Source organism: Collinsella sp. HCP28S3_B9 (genome assembly GCF_052066095.1).
Lineage (GTDB): Bacteria > Actinomycetota > Coriobacteriia > Coriobacteriales > Coriobacteriaceae > Collinsella.
In genome coordinates this window covers 1-15,994 of the sequence record NZ_JBQHST010000001.1, presented here as the reverse complement: position 1 = coordinate 15,994, position 15,994 = coordinate 1, and the positions used below count along the sequence as shown (strand labels likewise).

Below are 15,994 nucleotides of genomic sequence, written 5' to 3'. Positions count from 1 at the left end.
ATGAGGCAAAGGGACAGTCCCTTTGCCTCATTGATGCCTATTTCACGCATTGAGCGGCGAGATAGTCGCGGAAGAATGGCAATTCAAAAGCGACGATTCCGCGCCCGCGTTCTCCAATGATGCCGGCATCTATCATGCGGCGTCGGTAGCGGGAGACCTGCTGCGGCGAACGCTTAAGGCGCTCGACAAGGTCAGCGGTGGTGGATTCTTCCTCGTCATCGAGCATGGCGATGAGGAATCGCTTGTCCTCTGCCGTGAGTTCCCGATAGGTTGCCGCGAGGATTCGGTCGTCCATCTCGTCGCGCGCGATTTTGATTCCCAGGCCAAAGTCGCGTGACGAGATTTCCTTCGAATCGCTTGTGAGATCCCAGGCACGGTAGCCTACGAGTTGCAATAGGAAGGGAAAACCAGAGATCGAGCGAACGGCTCTATCGATTCCCTCAGCATCCTTTCACACCGCCGTTTAACTTCATTTTACTTTAGTTAATTCTGATTAAAAGTAAGGGCTCTTTATCAAGAGCGTCAATTAGGCGTGTGTGCCATCGGCGTGGCGCTTGAATGTGACAAAGGGGCAGTTCCTTTGTCACATTCCCGGAAAGCCTGTCTGGCGCAGGGCTTCGTAGAGGACGATGGCGGCGCTGTTGGAGAGGTTGAGTGCGCTGATGCGGTAGTCGTCCGGATTGACGAAGTTGCCGCAGATATCCTGCCGAAGGATGGCCTCATGGCCGTCCGCGGTATGTCCGAGCGATTCCTCGTGGGCTTCCCAGGCCTCGGCGTTGTCGAGTGAGTCGCAATCGCGCAGCATGGGGATGCGCTCGCAGCGCTCGGGCGCTGCGGCGAGCAGCTCTTCGGGAATCCCTGAGCTTTCGCTGCCAAAGACCAAATAGTCGCCGTCACGGTAAGTGCTTTGCGCATAGGTTCGGCGTGCCTTTTTGGTCAGCAGATGCAAGCGGTCGTCGGCGGGGGAAAGGTCATTGCGCGCAAGGAAATCCTCCCAGCTGGCATAGGTCGTCACGTCCAAGTTTTGCCAGTAGCCCAGGCCGGCGCGACGCACCGTTTTGTCGCCGAGCGAAAAGCCCAGTGGCTCCACCAGATGCAGGCGGGCGCCGGTAACCACGCAGGTACGGCCGATATTACCCGTATTGGCCGGAATCTCGGGCGCATACAGCACGATATTGAACATGAATCTCCTTGGCATAGAACGAAAAACCACCACGAAGGGTACCTTCGTGGTGGTTTGATGGTTACGTGGGCGGAAAACGCCCACTTGGATAACCTAAGCGCGGTGCCAGTCGGTCAGGCAGGCATCGAGGGAGGCGATGAGCGCATCCTTGTCCATGTGACGGCCGATGATGCACAGGCTCGTCATGCGGTCGCCCGTCTCGTCGTCCCAAATCTGCATGATCTCGGGGTTCTCGTCGATGATCGTCTGCTTCTCGCCCTCGGGCGCCGAGTCAACGAACAAGCCGTTCTCCATCAGGCGCATCTGGCGGCCGGCCTGCTCGAACATGTAGCACATGTCCGGATCGCCGGTCTGCCACAGCGGACCCTTGACGCGAATGACCTCGTCGGGCCACTCCTGCTCAACAAAATCGGTGAACTTCTGCAGGTCAAATGGCTTACGGCGCGAGTACACAAAGGTCTCGATGTCGTACTCGAGCACCTCGGGGTCGTCGTGCTCCTCGGGATGCTCCATGGCCTCGATCCAGGCGGCGGAGTTGTAGGCGCGCATAAAGTCGAAGCGATCGGTATCGAGCAGCTCCTCCATGGGGACCTCGCCGTTTTGAGCCTCGACAATCACGGCGTCCTTCTGCAGACTGCGCACGATGGCCTTGAGCTCGGCGATCTGCTCAGGGCTCACGGTATCGGTCTTGTTGAGGATCAGCGTGGAGCAAAACTCGATCTGCTGGATGAGCAGGCTCTCGATGTCGTCCTCGTCGATATCCTCGGCCAGCAGGTCGCGACCGCCGTTGAACTCGTCGTACATGCGGGCACAGTCGACCACGGCAACGATGTTGTCGAGCGCGAGCTTGGGTTCGCCGCCCACTTTGGCCTCGTCGCAGAAGCTCGAGATGGTGTAGGCGATGGGGATAGGCTCGCAAATACCGGAGGCCTCGATGATGATGTAGTCGAACTTGCCCGAATCGGCAATGCCCTGCAGCTGGTTGGCCAGGTCGTCCGAAAGCGTGCAGCAGATGCAGCCGTTGGTGAGCGGGATGAGGTCGTCGGTCTCGGAAAGGCCACCGTCGGCGATAAGGCTGGCGTCGACGTTGATCTCGCCGATATCGTTGACGATCACGGCGGCGCGGATACCGCCGTCGTTGGCGAGGATATGGTTGAGCAGCGTGGTCTTGCCGGCACCGAGGTATCCGGTAAGCATGATGATCTTCACGGGTTTGTTGGGCATGTGCCCTCCTTTGTTAGACACGGCTTACAGTAAAATCATATGCCAAACGCCTGCTCTTATACCCACGCGCCGGCAAATAACACAGGCTACTCCCAGGCTCCCCATACATCGGGGCAATAACCGACGGTGGCCTTTTTGCCGTTGCGCACGATGGGCTCGGCCAGTACCTGCTGATTCTCGAGCAGCTTATCAAAGCGCTGGCTGGGAGTGAGGTGCTGGATAAGTGCGAGTGTCTCCTCGTCCTTGGCTTTGGGGTTGAGCAGCTTGTCGATGCCGCCGACCGCCTGCATCACGCTCGTGAGCTCGCCTTTGCTCATCTCCTTTTCCTTAAGGTCAATAAACTGCACCTTAATGCGGCGCTCCTTAAAATAGCGCTGGGCCTTCTTGGTATCGAAGGACTTTTTGGTGCCGAAGATTTGCACGTTCATGTATCTGTTCCGCCGTTCTAACGAACGGCGGTCACCTCGACGCTGCAAAGCCATCTGATGGGCAATCTGCCTTTCAATCGTCGGGCGCGGGCAACAGCCTAGCGCCCTCCTCTTTCAAGGCACCTTGCCTCATCAGCTGGCTTTTCGCTGACATTGATAGAACATCGAGGTGACCACCGCTGGACTTATCGAATGAAGTTGGTGCGCTCGCGATCGGCTTCGGGCGCGCTGATGCCGGCGGCCTGTCCTGCTTCGATACATTGCAGGAGCCAGGCCATGTTCTTGCCGATGTTGCGCATGGTGGCAAGGCCCTCGGCATCCCCATCGGCGTCGCCGGGCACGCGACCAAAGACGTTGTTCCAGTACGTGGAGGCGACCACGGGCATCTGGTTAATGGTGAAGTACTTGTTGAGCACATCGAAGGTGGTCGACGTGCCACCGCGACGGGCGACAGCGACCGCGGCGCCGGGTTTGTGCGCAAAGGCGTGCCCGCCCGCATAGAAGGCGCGGTCGAGGGCCGAAAGGATGCGTCCGCTGGGGTGCGCATAGTAGACGGGTGAGCCAAAGACAAAGCCGTCTGCCTGCTCAGCGGCAGCGATGAGCTCGTTCACCACGTCGTCGTCAAAGGTGCAGCGACCCCCAAGCTTGCCACACTGGCCGCAACCGATACAATCGCGAATGGGCTTGGCGCCCAGCTGAAATACCTCACTATCGATGCCTTCGGCTTTAAGCTGCTCTGCAATCTCGGCGAGCGCCCGGGCGGTGTTTCCGTTTGCCTTGGGACTGCCGTTGACCAAAAGAACCTTCATCACAAACTCCCTCTGCTGTCGGTGACTTCTGCTGAGAATTATCGCACGTTGCGTGCGATGACGTTGGCATGGTGCGGGCGATGTTTATCCCGCAACGTTCTTAAGGGCGTTCATGCCTAAGGCCATCTAGGGGCATTGCGGTACGGCATGGGGAATGCATTGGGAAACGTTCGATAAATGCTTATAAACACGTTTTTGACGGCATACGTTGACAGATATACTTGTTGAGTTCAAAAGCATGGGAACGGAGATGGTTGCATGGCACAGCCGGAGACATCACACACAGTGGGGCTTGCGCTCGAGGGAGGCGGCTACCGCGGTATGTATACGGCGGGCGTGCTCGACGTTTGGATGGAGCACGGTTTGACCTGCGATCATATGGTGGGTGTCTCGGCGGGCGCGGCGTTTGGCTACAACTTTAAATCGCGCCAGATCGGCCGCGCCATTCGCTACAACAAAGCCTATTGTGCCGACAAGCGCTATGCGAGCGTGACAAGCTGGTTGCGAACCGGTGACATGTTCAATGCCGATTTTGCCTATCACGAGGTGCCTATCGAGCGCGATCCCATCGACTTGGAGGCGTATCGCGCCTGCCCCATGCGATTTACGTGCGTGTGTACCGATATCGAGACGGGCAAGGCCGTCTATCACGATCTGCCGTATGGCGACGAGCGCGATATCGAGTGGATTCGGGCATCGTCGGCGATTCCCGTGGCGACCAAGCCCGTCTGGATTGATGGACATCGATATCTGGATGGCGGTGTGGCCGATTCTATTCCCAGCGCATGGCTGTTTGCGCAGGGGTATGACCGTAACATCGTGGTGCTGACGCAGCCGGCGGGCTTTGTGAAACAACCCAATAGCTTGATGCCTATGCTGCGCCGCGTGTTTCGCCGCTATCCAGAGTTTGTCGCGGCGCTTGAGCACCGGCACGAGGTTTATAACGCCACGCTCGATGACCTGACGCGTCGCGAGGCCGGCGACGAGGTTTTTGTGGTGCGTCCGAGCGAATCGGTGAAGGTGCCATCGCTGTGTCGTGAGCCAGAGGAGCTCGAACGTATCTACCAGGTCGGTCGGCGTGATGCGGAGGCCACGTTGCCCGCACTAGAGGTGTATCTGGCAGGGTAGAGCCACGGTCGCTGACTCGGCGGAAAGTGCATCTCAGAATGAGCCTTCGAAATGGGGCATAGTTTCCCATGGAGACCGCTCGGGAAAGCGTGCCCCACTTTTCGGCCGTAGTTTGGGACACAGTTTCCCGTTGGGCGGATTTCGGAAAGCGTGTCCCAGAATTTGCGCCCAGAACGGGATACAGTTTCCCAGACGGCGGATTCCGGAAAGTGCATCCCGGAATCTACGTCTAGACTGGGACACAGTTTCCCGCTGACTCTCTATATGGAAAACGCATCCCAGAATGGAGGTCCAAACTGGGATGCGCTTTCCGCTATTGAAGATATGAGGCTGCGAATCAGCTGCTCGGCCTATGCCTATGCCTGCTGCCAGGTGTCGACAAGCTCCTTGGCTGCGGCGTGGGGGTCGTCAGCGCTGCAGACGGCGCTCACCACAAAGAAGCCCTCGACGCCGGTGGCCTTAAGCTGCGGCAGATCGGCTTTTTTGACGCCGCCGCCGACCACGATGGGAACGGGGCTTGCCGCATGGAGCGCGGCCAGGTCCTCAAAGCTCTTGGTGATGATGGAGCCATCTGCCGCGCGTCCACAGTCGCGCTTGGTCTCGGTCTCGTGGAGCGGGCCGATGCCCAGGTAGTCGACTAGGCTCATGTCGGCGGTCTTGACGTACTCGAGCATTTCCTCGCAACGGGCCGAAAGGCCCACGATGGCATCGGGGCCCAGAAGCTTGCGGCAGACCTCGACGGGAATATCGCTCTGGCCCACATGCACGCCGTCGACGGCGATACCCTGTTCGCGTGCGGCGAGTACGCAGTCCAGACGGTCGTCGATAAGCAGGGCGACCTTGCCGGTCTTGCCGGCGCGAGCGATAGCCTGCGCGGCGTCGCCCGTCAGCGCGATGATCTCGCGGGCACTTGCCACCTTGGAGCGCACCTGGATGCAGGTAAAGCCGGCATCGAGCGCCTGCGCTACCACATCGCCCACGGGACGTCCCAGCGTGTTTTCGGGGCCGAGTACCAGATAAGCCGAGATATCAAGGTTGTCGCGGATGCTCATCGTGCTTCCTCCTGCTTTTTGATCTGCGCTTCCATGCGCTCGAGTTTGCCGGTCATGGTGTCGGTAAAACCGGGTCGAATATCGGCTTTGAGCACGACTTCGGTGCGGATGCCCTTGCTTGCCAACGCAAAGGTTGCGTCGCGTACGACCTGCATGACCTCGTCCCAGTCGCCCTCGATCTCGGTGAACATCGAGGTGGTGCGGTTGGGAAGGCCGCTCTCGCGAATGACGCGCACGACCTCGGCGACCTCGGCGGACAGCTCGTCGCCTGTGCCGCACGGGGCGATGGCTACGGCGACGAGCGTGTTCATGTCGGCAGCGGTTGCGGGTTCGGACATGGCTTATGCCTCCTCGAGCTCGAGGTGGTTATTCGCAATATCCTGAGCGGTCGCGCGGTAGAGTTCGTCGATAAAGGCGACCTTAAAGCTTGCCGGGGCATCAGCGACAGCGGCGGCACGCGTGCCGGCAACGTTGTAGACAGCGGTACCGCAGATGGCTGCCGTAAACGGATCGGCGGCGCAAGCGTACACGGCCAGGACGCCGCCCTGCGAGCAGCCACAGCCGGTAATCTTGGACATGAGCGGGCTGCCGCCGTGGGACTTGGCCACGGTCGTGCCGTCGGTAATCAAGTCGACTTCGCCCGAGACCACTACGGCGCCGCCGGTGTAGCGGGCGAGTGCCACGGCAGCGCCGCGGGCGGCGTCGACCGTATCGGTGGTATCGACACCGCGCACGCGGCTCAGGTCAGCCGCCTCGCCTTCAAGACCCCACAGGCCGGCGAGCGCGATGATCTCGGAGGCGTTGCCGCGCACGATGGCGGGCTTGTACTGCTTGAGCTCGTTTACCAGCTGGGTGCGCAGGCTACCGATGCCCAGGCCCACCGGATCGAGCACCCAGGGCTTGCCGGCGTCGTGTGCCGCTTTGGCCGCACGGGGAATCGTCTGCTCGTAGATGGGGAAGAGCGTGCCCATGTTGAGATAGATGGCGCCGCCGCCGGCAACGAGCGCCTCGCCCTCGTCGGGCAGATAGACCATGGCGGCCGAACCGCCTACGGCGAGCTGGGCGTTGGCGACAAAGTTGATCGTCACCGTGTTGGTGATGGAGCCGGCCATCGGATTGGTGGCGCGAATCTCCTCCACGGCCTTGACCACATTTTGTTTAAGCTGTTTCGAATCAATCACTGCACATGCCTCCTTGGCATAGAAAAGGGGCGCTGTGCATAGACAGCGCCCCTGTAAAGGCGGCATGCTCCCTACGCCAGCATTAACTGACAGGTTCAAAGGATTGGGCCCCATGCCCTCTCAGCCTTGTGGTTTGCACCGCCGGCACTCCCGCATCGAATCTGTTGTTCCCTATACTAGCGCACCTGCCAAAAAGGGACAGGTTTATTTTGGTAGGTGGCAACTGGGGCGTTGCATTTTCCCAGATAAAACCTGCCAAAATAAACCTGTCCCTTATTGGCAGGTCGCTACAATGGATACGGTGAAAATGACTGGGGGCCTTATGATTAAACTTGTGCTGACCGATATGGACGATACGTTGATTCCAGCCGGGCATGACGGCGCCAGCGACTACGCCATCGAGGGCATTCATGCCATGCAGGCGTTGGCCCTGCACTTTGGCCCGGTTTCGGGCCGTCAGCCTTCCGCGATGGGCTGGATGTTTCGTAATCGTTCCGAGTGCTTCTCGACCGGTGCGTTCTGCAACGGCCAGGTCATGTTTGTCGACGGCGAGGTGGTAGCCTCGCATGCGACCGATAACGCCGCCCTTATTCGCTTGGCTGACTACTTGGAGCAAGAGACCGATGATACCTATCTGAAGGTCTACAGCTTGGGTGATGACTTTTGGGATAATGACGCCTATTGCGTGACGAGCGACCCCGAGCGCGTGCATCGCGCTATGGAGTCGGGCGGCAACGCGTGGCTCAAAGGCGAAGAGGCCCCGTGCCGTCCCGTTGTCGATGACGCGCCGGTGTTCAAGGCGAATATCTGGAGTGCCCGTTCGCGTGAGGGGCTCGCGGAGCTACGCGAGCGCGTTGCCGCCGAGGTGCCGGAACTCTCGCTTGTGTTTCCCAACAACCGAGTGCGCCTGTTTGACATCCTTCCGGCTGGTTGGGACAAGGGCTGTGCCACGCTGGAGCTGGCGCGTGCTTTGGGCCTAACGCCCGACGAGGTGGCGGTGTTCGGCGATTCCGATAACGATCTGCCCATGATTAATGCCGTTCCCAACTCCGTTGCAGTCGCCAATGCCAATGAGGCCGTCACGGCTGCCGCGCGTTGGCATATCGGCGCTGCGGCAGACGATGCGGTTGCCGGGGCTCTGCATCAGATTGCCGCCTGCGCCGCGACGGGGGCGATGCCGTCGTTTATGCGCCAGATGGACGCGACGGGTCTTGGCGTCACGAACGTCTAGGGAGAAAGTCATGAAGCTTCAGCAGCTCAGGTATGTTGTTAAGGTTGCCGAATGCGGCAGCATCACCGAGGCCTCGCGTCGGCTCTTTGTGTCGCAGCCTTCGATTACCGCCTCGATTCGCGATCTCGAAAACGAGATGGGTGTGCACATCTTTGAGCGCACCAACAAGGGCGTCATTGTGTCCGAGGAAGGCGAGACATTCTTGGGCTACGCGCGCCAGGTACTCGATCAGGCCGATCTGCTCGAGGATAAGTACAAGGGTGCATCCGAGCAGGTGCCGCACTTTAGTGTGAGCTGTCAGCATTATTCCTTTGCCGTTAATGCGTTTGTCGACGTGATCCGTGAGTTCGATGCCGCGCGCTACGACTTTACCCTGCGCGAGGAACAGACTCACGAGATCATCGAAGATGTCGCGCACATGAAGAGTGAACTGGGCATTCTGTACTTATCCGAACATAACCGCGAGGTTATCGAGCGCATGCTGGCGGCCAACGAGCTCGTATTCGAAGGGCTCTTCTGCGCCACGCCGCACGTCTTTGTATGCGCCGACCATCCACTGGCGGACCACGCCAGCGTGACGCTCGAGGACTTGGAAGACTATCCGTTCCTATCCTATGAACAGGGCAGCTACAACTCGTTTTACTATTCCGAGGAACTGACCTCGACGTTTGAGCGCCGCAAGAATATCCGCGTGCGCGACCGTGCGACCTTGTTCAACCTAGCCATGGGTCTCAACGGCTACACGGTGTGTTCGGGCGTGATTAGCCACGAGCTTAATGGCCCCGGTATTATCTCGATTCCGCTCGATGTGGATGAATACATGGAGATCGGCATTATCACGCGCAAGAATACGACGCTCACGCGCTATGGACAGGCTTATGTCGAGGCCATCCGGAGGCATATCTAACCGGTAGCGTTTGATGTTGCTATCTTGAGCTGTCGAAATGGATATAGGAAAACTATATGGCAAACATATATAAACGCATATTTTACGATAACCAGGAGTGCGCTCATACTCTTTCTCGCCAAAGCAGTCCATGCAAAAGGAGATTCCTATGAGCAATTCCACCCAGCTCAAAGCGCCGTTTCGCGCCGATATCGTCGGCAGTTTTCTTCGTCCGCAGGCCGTAAAGGACGCCCGCGCTGCCTATGCGGCAGGCGCGCTTGATGCCGAGGGACTTAAGGCAGTCGAGGACGAGGCCATTCGCGATTTGGTGGCAAAGCAAAAGGCCGCCGGCCTGCAGGTCATCACCGACGGCGAGTTCCGCCGCAGCTACTGGCACCTCGATTTTATGTGGGGTCTCAACGGCATCGAGCGCCGCACCTCGCGTACGGGCTATATGTTCCACGATGAGGAGACTACCGCCGACACCGCGTGGTGACCGGACCTATTAGCGGCGAGAACCATCCGTTCGTCGAGCACTTCAAGTTTGTCAAGGCGCTTGAGGGCGAGGGCCAGGTCGCGCGGCAAACCATTCCGGCGCCGATCCAGACGTTCTCCGAAGTCACGCTCGACCGCTGCGATGGCCAGCAGGAGAGCCTGCGCGCCGTCTACAAGACCGACGAAGAGCTCGCCGATGCCATCGCCGCAGCATACCGCACCGTGATTGCCGATCTGTATGCCGCGGGTTGCCGCAACATCCAATTTGATGACTGCACCTGGGGCATCTATTGCGATACTGACTTTGTGTCCAAGACCGGCATGAGTCCGGTTGACCTGCAAAAGGTGAGCGAGCTGGGCGTGGCGCTCAACAATGCCGCCATCGCGGGCAAGCCTGACGACTTGGTGATCAATACGCATGTATGCCGTGGCAACTACCACTCTACTTATGCCTTTGAGGGCGGCTATGATCCCATCGCCCCGTACCTGTTTGCGCATGAGGACGTTGACGCGTTCTATCTGGAGTTCGACACTCCGCGCGCCGGTGGTTTTGAGCCGCTTAGGCACGTTGCGCCCGGTAAGAAGGTCGTGTTGGGCCTGGTGACCACCAAGGCAGCCGAGCTCGAGGACGAGGACGCGACCGTCGAGCGTATTCATGAGGCAGCAAAGTACGTGCCGCTTGAGAATCTGTATCTGTCTCCGCAGTGTGGCTTTGCCAGCTGCGAGATTGGCAACAAGCTGACCGAAGGCGAGCAGTGGGCAAAGATCGCGCTGGTCAAGCGTATTGCCGAGCGTGTTTGGAAATAGCGGTACCGTTTGCAAGTGACGGCGCGTGCGAGACATGGCGTATCGCGTACAATGGTTCGGACCGTATCGTTCGGGCAGGTTATCCGCTATGCCCGAGCGCCCTTCCATTCGAAAGGACATCCATGTCCCAGTCCTCGACGCCCGCCGTCACCGATGCCATCTACGACGCTTCGTCGCTCGGCCGCCCGCGCATGTTCCTGCTCGGTCTGCAGCACCTGTTTGCCATGTTTGGTGCCACGGTGCTGGTGCCCGTGCTCACCGGCCTTTCGGTATCGGCAACGCTTTTGTTTGCCGGCTTGGGCACGCTGCTATTCCACTTCCTGTCACGCGGTAAGGTCCCCGCATTTTTGGGCTCATCGTTTGCCTTTATTGCCGGCTATGCCGCAATCGCGCCCAACGGCGAGGCCGAGCTATTGCCCTACGCTTGCCTGGGCGTTGCCTGCGCCGGTTTGCTCTACCCGGTGCTTGCGGCGCTCTTCCGCACGTTTGGCGCCAAGCGCGTCATGCGCTTCTTCCCGCCGGTGGTGACTGGCCCCATTGTCATTTCGATCGGTCTGATCCTGGCGAGTTCCGCTATTGCCAACTGCCAGACTAACTGGCTCGTTGCCGTGGTTGCCGTCGCCGTAATCGTCATCTGCAATATTTGGGGTCGCGGCATGGTCAAGATCGTGCCGATTTTACTGGGCGTCGTGGTGAGCTATGCCGTTGCGGCTGCGCTGGGCGAGGTCGATTTCTCCGGCGTCGCAGCCGCTCCCTGGCTTGGCTTGCCTGTCGTGTGGGACAACACGGTGTTTGCACTCTTTGGGCCGCAGTTCGATAGCGGCCTTGCCACGACGGCCATCATCACCATCATGCCGCTGGCCTTTGCAACCATGATTGAGCATATCGGCGATATATCCGCTATTGGCTCCACCTGCGAGCGCAACTACATCGCCGATCCCGGCCTGCATCGCACGCTGCTCGGTGATGGTCTCGCCACGATTCTGGCTTCGCTCTTTGGCGCTCCGGCCAACACCACGTATGGCGAGAACACCGGCGTGCTCGCCCTGACGCGCGTGTTTGACCCGCGCGTGATTCGCATTGCCGCGTGCTGCGCCATCGTGCTTTCGTTCTGCCCCAAGTTCGCTGCCGTGATCGCCGCCATGCCGGCATGCGTTATCGGCGGCGTGTCGCTCGTGCTCTATGGCATGATCAGCGCCGTGGGCGTCCGTAACCTCATCGAGAACCAGGTCGATTTCCAGAACAACCGCAACGTGCTGGTGGTCGCTCTGGTGCTCGTGCTTTCACTCGGCATTGCCTACAGCGCCGCCGGTGGCATCGTGCTGGAGCTGGGCGGCGTGACGATTTCGCTTTCGGGCCTTGCCGTGGGCTCGCTGGTGGGCATCGTGCTCAACGCGATTCTGCCCGGCAACGACTTTGAGTTCGCCGTTTCCGAACTTGAGGAGACTGTCGAGTAGTAGTTGTGTTCAGCTAAATCAAAAAAATGGCGCCCGTGCGTACGCGTGGGCGCCATTTTTAATGCGTCAGTATCCAGTGTATGCCGCGGGCCATGCGCACATCGGTTTGGGCAAAGTGGTTACCGGGGTTGAGCTCGAAGGTCGCGGGGATGCCTCGGTCGCCGAGTAGTTTCTCCATTGCGCGCGTGTCGTCGAGTACGTGCCGCATCATGCGGTTGGGCGTCTTGGTCTCCTTTTTGCCGAGTGATAGATAGACGGCGTTGGGCGCGGCTGACATCGTGTGCCCGTGTGCGTAATCGAGAAATCCGGGAAACCATAGGGACCCCGATGCGCTTGCGGCGCGGTCAAAGGCATCGGTCTGCCAGAGCGACCAAAGCGAAAAGAGGCCCGCCAATGAGTAACCGGCAATGCCGCGCCAGGTAGGCGGGCAGGGAAGTGATGGCTCGACCTCTGGGATTATCCGATTCAGCAGTTCATCGAGAAACTCGGACGCCTGTCCACCAAAGGGCTCGGCATAGCGCACGGTTCCGTCGCATTCCCAAGGACTCAGCTCGCGATTCCAATCGAGTTCGCCAATGGCGACCAGGGTGAATGGCGGGCAATCAAGCTCAAGACAACGGCTATAGACCTCGGTGCCGTCACCCATGACCGCGGGAAGGTAAATGACGGGCGCGCTTTCGACATGCTTTGAATGAATGGTTATCTGCTTTTGACGCGCTTCCATGACAAGCTTCTCTCTGCATTTCGACATCTACAAATACGATTGTCGCACGTCGGCGTAGGGACCGTCGCTAAAAGAAAGGCGCAGAGCCGCTTGATGCGACTCTGCGCCTTGAGGTTTTGCTTTGGCAGCTTTGCCCTTACGCTACAAAGAAGTAGACGAGGAAGGCGAGTGATGCGATCCACATGAGCGGCTTGACCTTGGAGGCCTCGCCCTTAAAGAGCGCGACGACCACGTAGGCGATAAAGCCCAGACCGATGCCGGCAGAGATGGAGTAGGTAAAGGGCACGCCGGCGACAATCATGAACGCTGGGAAACCCTGCGACACGTCGGACCAGTCGATCTCGGAGGCCTCGCTCATCATGAGGTAGCCGACGTAGACCAGAGCACCGCAGGTGGCGGCGCTGGAAACGATGGTGACGATGGGGGAGAAGAACGCGGCGAGAATGAACAGCACGCCGGTGGTGACGGAGGTGAGGCCCGTGCGGCCACCGTCGGCAGCGCCAGAGGTGGACTCGACGAAGGTGGTGATGGAGGAGACGCCCATAAAACCGCCCACAGCAGCGGCGGCGGAGTCGACGATCAGGATCTCCTTGATATTCTCGACGTTGCCGTCGTCGGTGAGGAACTCGCCCTGCTTGGCCACGGCCATCGCGGTGCCCATGGTGTCGAAGAAGTCACTCATGAGCAGCGAGAACGAGATGACGAGGAGCGTGGGGTCGGTAAGGACCTTGACGATGGCGAGCACGCCGCCGGCGTCGGCGATGGGGCCACCGATGCTCGAGAAGTCGAGCGGGGCGATGATACCGGTCGGAGCATGGGTCACACCTAGGGGGATACCGGCGATAACGGCGACGATGATGCCGATGAGCAGCGAGCCCGGCACGTTGCGGGAAGCAAGGGCAACCGTCACGACGATGGAGATGATGCCGACGATAAAGGTGGGGGAGGTGATGTCGCCCAGGCCGACGAGCGTACCGGCGCCAGCGGTGATGATGCCGGCGTCGCACAGGCCGATCATGGCGATAAACAGGCCCAGACCCACCGAGATGGCGTGGCGCAGGACAACCGGGATGGCATCCATGATGGCCTCGCGCAGGCCACAAAGCACGAGCAGCAAGATGACGACGCCCTCAAGGAAGATGACGCTCATGGCCACGTGCCAGTCACCGCCGCAGACGGTGGTGGTGATTCCAGCGATCATCGCGTTGACGCCTAAGCCCGACGCACAGGCGAGCGGGCGGTTGGCGAAGATGCCCATGCAGATGGTCATGATACCGGCGCCCAGACAGGTGGCGCAGGCGAGCGCTCCCGCATCGATGCCAGCGCCCGAGAGCACCGCAGGGTTGACGGCGATGATGTAGGCCATCGCCAGGAATGTTGTCAGTCCAGCGCGAAGTTCGGTCCCGATTGTGGACTTGCGCTCGCTGACGTGAAAAAGTTCGTCCATGCATACCCTTTCCTTGTTCGGCCCCGAGTTTAGGCCGATTGACACGAACTTACCTACTATATCGCCTTTGGAAGGTCGATGCTTCTCGCATGTTGAAGTTCGGCGCTTTGTAACAGGCGGACGGTATTTTTCGCATGAAAATGTGTAGGTACCGTATACTTAAGCAGTTACATTGAACTCTTTGGAGGAACGTATGATTAAAGAGCTCTGCCGCGACGAGGCCATCCTGTCCCAGCGTTGCGAGGTTGCGACTGTCGAGGACGAGTCGGTCGCACAGGACCTGATCGACACCATCAAGTCGCTCGAGGACGCCGGCTGCCTTGCCGCCAACCAGATTGGCGTCACCAAGAAGGTCTGCGTCTATCTGGACGACGCCGGCGAGCCCCACGTGCTCTACAACCCCCGTCTGGTGTTTGGCCTGGGCGCCAGCAAGATGGAGGAGAGCTGCCTGACGCACGACGAAATCACCAAGTCCACGCGCTATATCAAGTGCAAGGTTGCCTTTGACCAGATCGTCGACGGCAAGATGAAGGAGTGCCGCCGCGACTACACGGGCTTTGAGGCACAAATGATCCAGCATATGATCGATCACTGTCTTGGAAAGTTGGTCTAAGGGGACCAAAGTACCGCACCTTGCCGCTCAATCGTCGCTCGCGTACCTTAAGTACGCTTCGCTCCTCTTTCGTGGCAATCTGCGGTACTTTGACCCCTTAGACGACCTGCGAGGTTGACTTGGTTGAGTTTATCTTGCTTGTGTGGTCCGGGCGTGACGTTATTGTCATGTCCGGGCTTTTGTGTTTAGCGCCTATTTGTTTGGTAACAATGAGCTTAACAAGGACGTATGGCTAGGAGGCGCCATGTGCACGAGCATTCGATTTACCGATAATTCCGGCAACATGTATCTGGGTCGCAACCTCGACTGGAGCTTTAGCTACGGCCAACAGGTTCGCGTGATGCCCCGCGGGTTCCATATCCCGTATTCGTTTATCGACGATGCGTCGGCGGCACACGCGGTAATCGGCATGTGCATCGATTACAAGAACTATCCTATGTTTTTCGACTGTGGTAACGATGCGGGTCTGGCTGTGGCAGGGCTCAACTTTCCCGGTTATGCCGAGTATGCCGAGGACCCGGTTGATGGCAAGACCAATATCGCGGCCTATGAGTTTCCCCTGTGGGTGGCAGCGACGTTCTCGACGGTCGACGAGGTCGAGGCTGCGCTTCGCGACACGGTGATTGTTGCCAAATCTGCCGGAGAGGGGCTGGGTGTGTCGCTGCTCCATTGGATTATCGGCGACAGCCGGCGCAGCATCGTGGTCGAGATGATGGCTGACGGTCTGCATGTATACGACGATCCGGTCGACACCCTTGCCAATCAGCCGACCTTCCCGTGGCACATGGAAAACCTACGCACCTATATCACTGCCACAAGCGATTTTCCTCAGACGGCGACATGGCGTGGCGCCGAGCTCAAGCCCTATGGCGCGGGTGCCGGCATGCGCGGTATTCCGGGTGACTGCTATTCGCCGAGCCGTTTTGTAAAGGCGGCATACCTCAATGCCAATTACCCGCAAAAAGACAGCGAGGCCGAGAACGTCATTCGCATGTTCCGCTCGCTCGAGGGGGTGGCGATGATCGAGGGTGCGTCCAAGATGGGTGACGGCAAGTTCGAGAAGACTATCTACACCGGATGCTTTAGCGCGCGCACGGGCAATTACTATTACTCAACGTATGAGGATCCGTCGATTCGCTACGTGAGCCTGATGGATGCCGAGGGCGCGAGCCCCGATAGGCTCGTGGTTCCCGAGCCGCGTCGTTCGTAGCCGGCGGTTTTACTGCAATGCAAAGCGGCCCTGCGGCGCCGGGGGGGGGGCGGGGCGCTGTCGTGGCCCCGGGGCGGCGGGAGGTGTTTGGGGCGGTGGGGTGTTTGGTGTCGCGGGCC

16 protein-coding genes, 1 pseudogene and 1 riboswitch are annotated in these 15,994 nt (G+C 59.4%); of the genes and pseudogenes, 7 read left to right on the top strand and 10 right to left on the bottom strand.

Annotated elements, in window-relative coordinates; genetic code table 11:
• Positions 1 to 37: 37 nt before the first annotated feature.
• The 5 genes from ACTNBB_RS00085 to ACTNBB_RS00065 all read right to left on the bottom strand — a co-directional run bounded on the left by ACTNBB_RS00085 (position 38) and on the right by ACTNBB_RS00065 (position 3,644).
• Positions 38 to 394, bottom strand: a complete 357-nt coding sequence (locus ACTNBB_RS00085; protein ID WP_441056305.1) for a winged helix-turn-helix transcriptional regulator — start codon at positions 392 to 394, stop codon at positions 38 to 40.
• 189 nt (positions 395 to 583) lie between these two features.
• Complete coding sequence (locus ACTNBB_RS00080; protein ID WP_441056304.1) at positions 584 to 1,183, bottom strand: tRNA (cytidine(34)-2'-O)-methyltransferase; 600 nt, start codon at positions 1,181 to 1,183, stop codon at positions 584 to 586.
• Between the two features lie 93 nt (positions 1,184 to 1,276).
• Positions 1,277 to 2,407: a GTP-binding protein gene (locus ACTNBB_RS00075; RefSeq protein WP_441056303.1), complete on the bottom strand. Its 1,131-nt coding sequence runs from the start codon at positions 2,405 to 2,407 to the stop codon at positions 1,277 to 1,279.
• An 86-nt stretch (positions 2,408 to 2,493) separates the two neighbouring features.
• A complete protein-coding gene (locus ACTNBB_RS00070) occupies positions 2,494 to 2,835 on the bottom strand; it encodes an arsenate reductase family protein (protein WP_055252194.1) in 342 nt (113 codons plus the stop codon).
• 185 nt (positions 2,836 to 3,020) lie between these two features.
• Positions 3,021 to 3,644 (bottom strand): flavodoxin family protein, encoded by a 624-nt coding sequence (locus ACTNBB_RS00065; protein WP_441056302.1) that lies wholly within the window; start codon positions 3,642 to 3,644, stop codon positions 3,021 to 3,023.
• A 258-nt stretch (positions 3,645 to 3,902) separates the two neighbouring features.
• Between ACTNBB_RS00065 and ACTNBB_RS00060 the strand changes: the two genes are divergently transcribed.
• The gene (locus ACTNBB_RS00060) at positions 3,903 to 4,772 is read left to right on the top strand and encodes a patatin-like phospholipase family protein (protein ID WP_427719865.1); all 870 of its coding nucleotides are present in this window, start codon (positions 3,903 to 3,905) and stop codon (positions 4,770 to 4,772) included.
• Positions 4,773 to 5,128: 356 nt separating this feature from the next.
• Here ACTNBB_RS00060 and ACTNBB_RS00055 read toward each other — a convergent pair whose 3' ends face one another.
• Genes ACTNBB_RS00055 through thiM form a run of 3 tightly spaced genes read right to left on the bottom strand, consistent with a single transcriptional unit; the run spans position 5,129 to position 7,005 of the window.
• Entirely contained in the window at positions 5,129 to 5,824 is a 696-nt protein-coding gene (locus ACTNBB_RS00055; RefSeq protein WP_441056301.1) for a thiamine phosphate synthase, read from the bottom strand.
• Positions 5,821 to 6,162, bottom strand: a complete 342-nt coding sequence (locus ACTNBB_RS00050) for a thiamine-binding protein (protein ID WP_441056300.1) — start codon at positions 6,160 to 6,162, stop codon at positions 5,821 to 5,823. The genes ACTNBB_RS00055 and ACTNBB_RS00050 overlap by 4 nt, the downstream gene beginning before the upstream one ends.
• A 3-nt stretch (positions 6,163 to 6,165) precedes the next feature.
• Positions 6,166 to 7,005, bottom strand: coding sequence for a hydroxyethylthiazole kinase (gene thiM, locus ACTNBB_RS00045; RefSeq protein ID WP_441056299.1), 840 nt, complete (start codon positions 7,003 to 7,005; stop codon positions 6,166 to 6,168).
• 51 nt (positions 7,006 to 7,056) lie between these two features.
• Positions 7,057 to 7,167: riboswitch (TPP riboswitch) on the bottom strand.
• Positions 7,168 to 7,327: 160 nt separating this feature from the next.
• Between thiM and ACTNBB_RS00040 the strand changes: the two genes are divergently transcribed.
• The 4 genes and pseudogenes from ACTNBB_RS00040 (at position 7,328) to ACTNBB_RS00025 (ending at position 11,881) form a co-directional block, all read left to right on the top strand.
• Positions 7,328 to 8,236: an HAD-IIB family hydrolase gene (locus ACTNBB_RS00040; protein ID WP_441056298.1), complete on the top strand. Its 909-nt coding sequence runs from the start codon at positions 7,328 to 7,330 to the stop codon at positions 8,234 to 8,236.
• A 10-nt stretch (positions 8,237 to 8,246) separates the two neighbouring features.
• A complete protein-coding gene (locus ACTNBB_RS00035; protein ID WP_427747880.1) occupies positions 8,247 to 9,143 on the top strand; it encodes a LysR family transcriptional regulator in 897 nt (298 codons plus the stop codon).
• A 130-nt stretch (positions 9,144 to 9,273) separates the two neighbouring features.
• Positions 9,274 to 10,424 (top strand): annotated as a pseudogene (locus tag ACTNBB_RS00030) (5-methyltetrahydropteroyltriglutamate--homocysteine S-methyltransferase).
• A 122-nt stretch (positions 10,425 to 10,546) separates the two neighbouring features.
• Entirely contained in the window at positions 10,547 to 11,881 is a 1,335-nt protein-coding gene (locus tag ACTNBB_RS00025; protein WP_441056297.1) for a uracil-xanthine permease family protein, read from the top strand.
• A 58-nt stretch (positions 11,882 to 11,939) separates the two neighbouring features.
• Here ACTNBB_RS00025 and ACTNBB_RS00020 read toward each other — a convergent pair whose 3' ends face one another.
• Together ACTNBB_RS00020 and ACTNBB_RS00015 are read right to left on the bottom strand one after the other, a co-directional pair.
• Positions 11,940 to 12,605 carry an alpha/beta hydrolase gene (locus ACTNBB_RS00020; RefSeq protein WP_441056296.1) on the bottom strand — a complete coding sequence of 222 codons (666 nt, stop codon included), beginning with the start codon at positions 12,603 to 12,605 and terminating at the stop codon, positions 11,940 to 11,942.
• 136 nt (positions 12,606 to 12,741) lie between these two features.
• Positions 12,742 to 14,052, bottom strand: a complete 1,311-nt coding sequence (locus ACTNBB_RS00015; RefSeq protein WP_441056295.1) for an NCS2 family permease — start codon at positions 14,050 to 14,052, stop codon at positions 12,742 to 12,744.
• A 193-nt stretch (positions 14,053 to 14,245) separates the two neighbouring features.
• On the opposite strand from ACTNBB_RS00015, the gene ACTNBB_RS00010 reads away from it, so the two are divergent.
• Positions 14,246 to 14,665: a peptide deformylase gene (locus ACTNBB_RS00010; RefSeq protein WP_154517060.1), complete on the top strand. Its 420-nt coding sequence runs from the start codon at positions 14,246 to 14,248 to the stop codon at positions 14,663 to 14,665.
• A gap of 244 nt (positions 14,666 to 14,909) precedes the next feature.
• Positions 14,910 to 15,875, top strand: coding sequence for a choloylglycine hydrolase (bsh, locus tag ACTNBB_RS00005; RefSeq protein WP_427719772.1), 966 nt, complete (start codon positions 14,910 to 14,912; stop codon positions 15,873 to 15,875).
• The last annotated feature ends 119 nt before the right edge of the window (positions 15,876 to 15,994 follow it).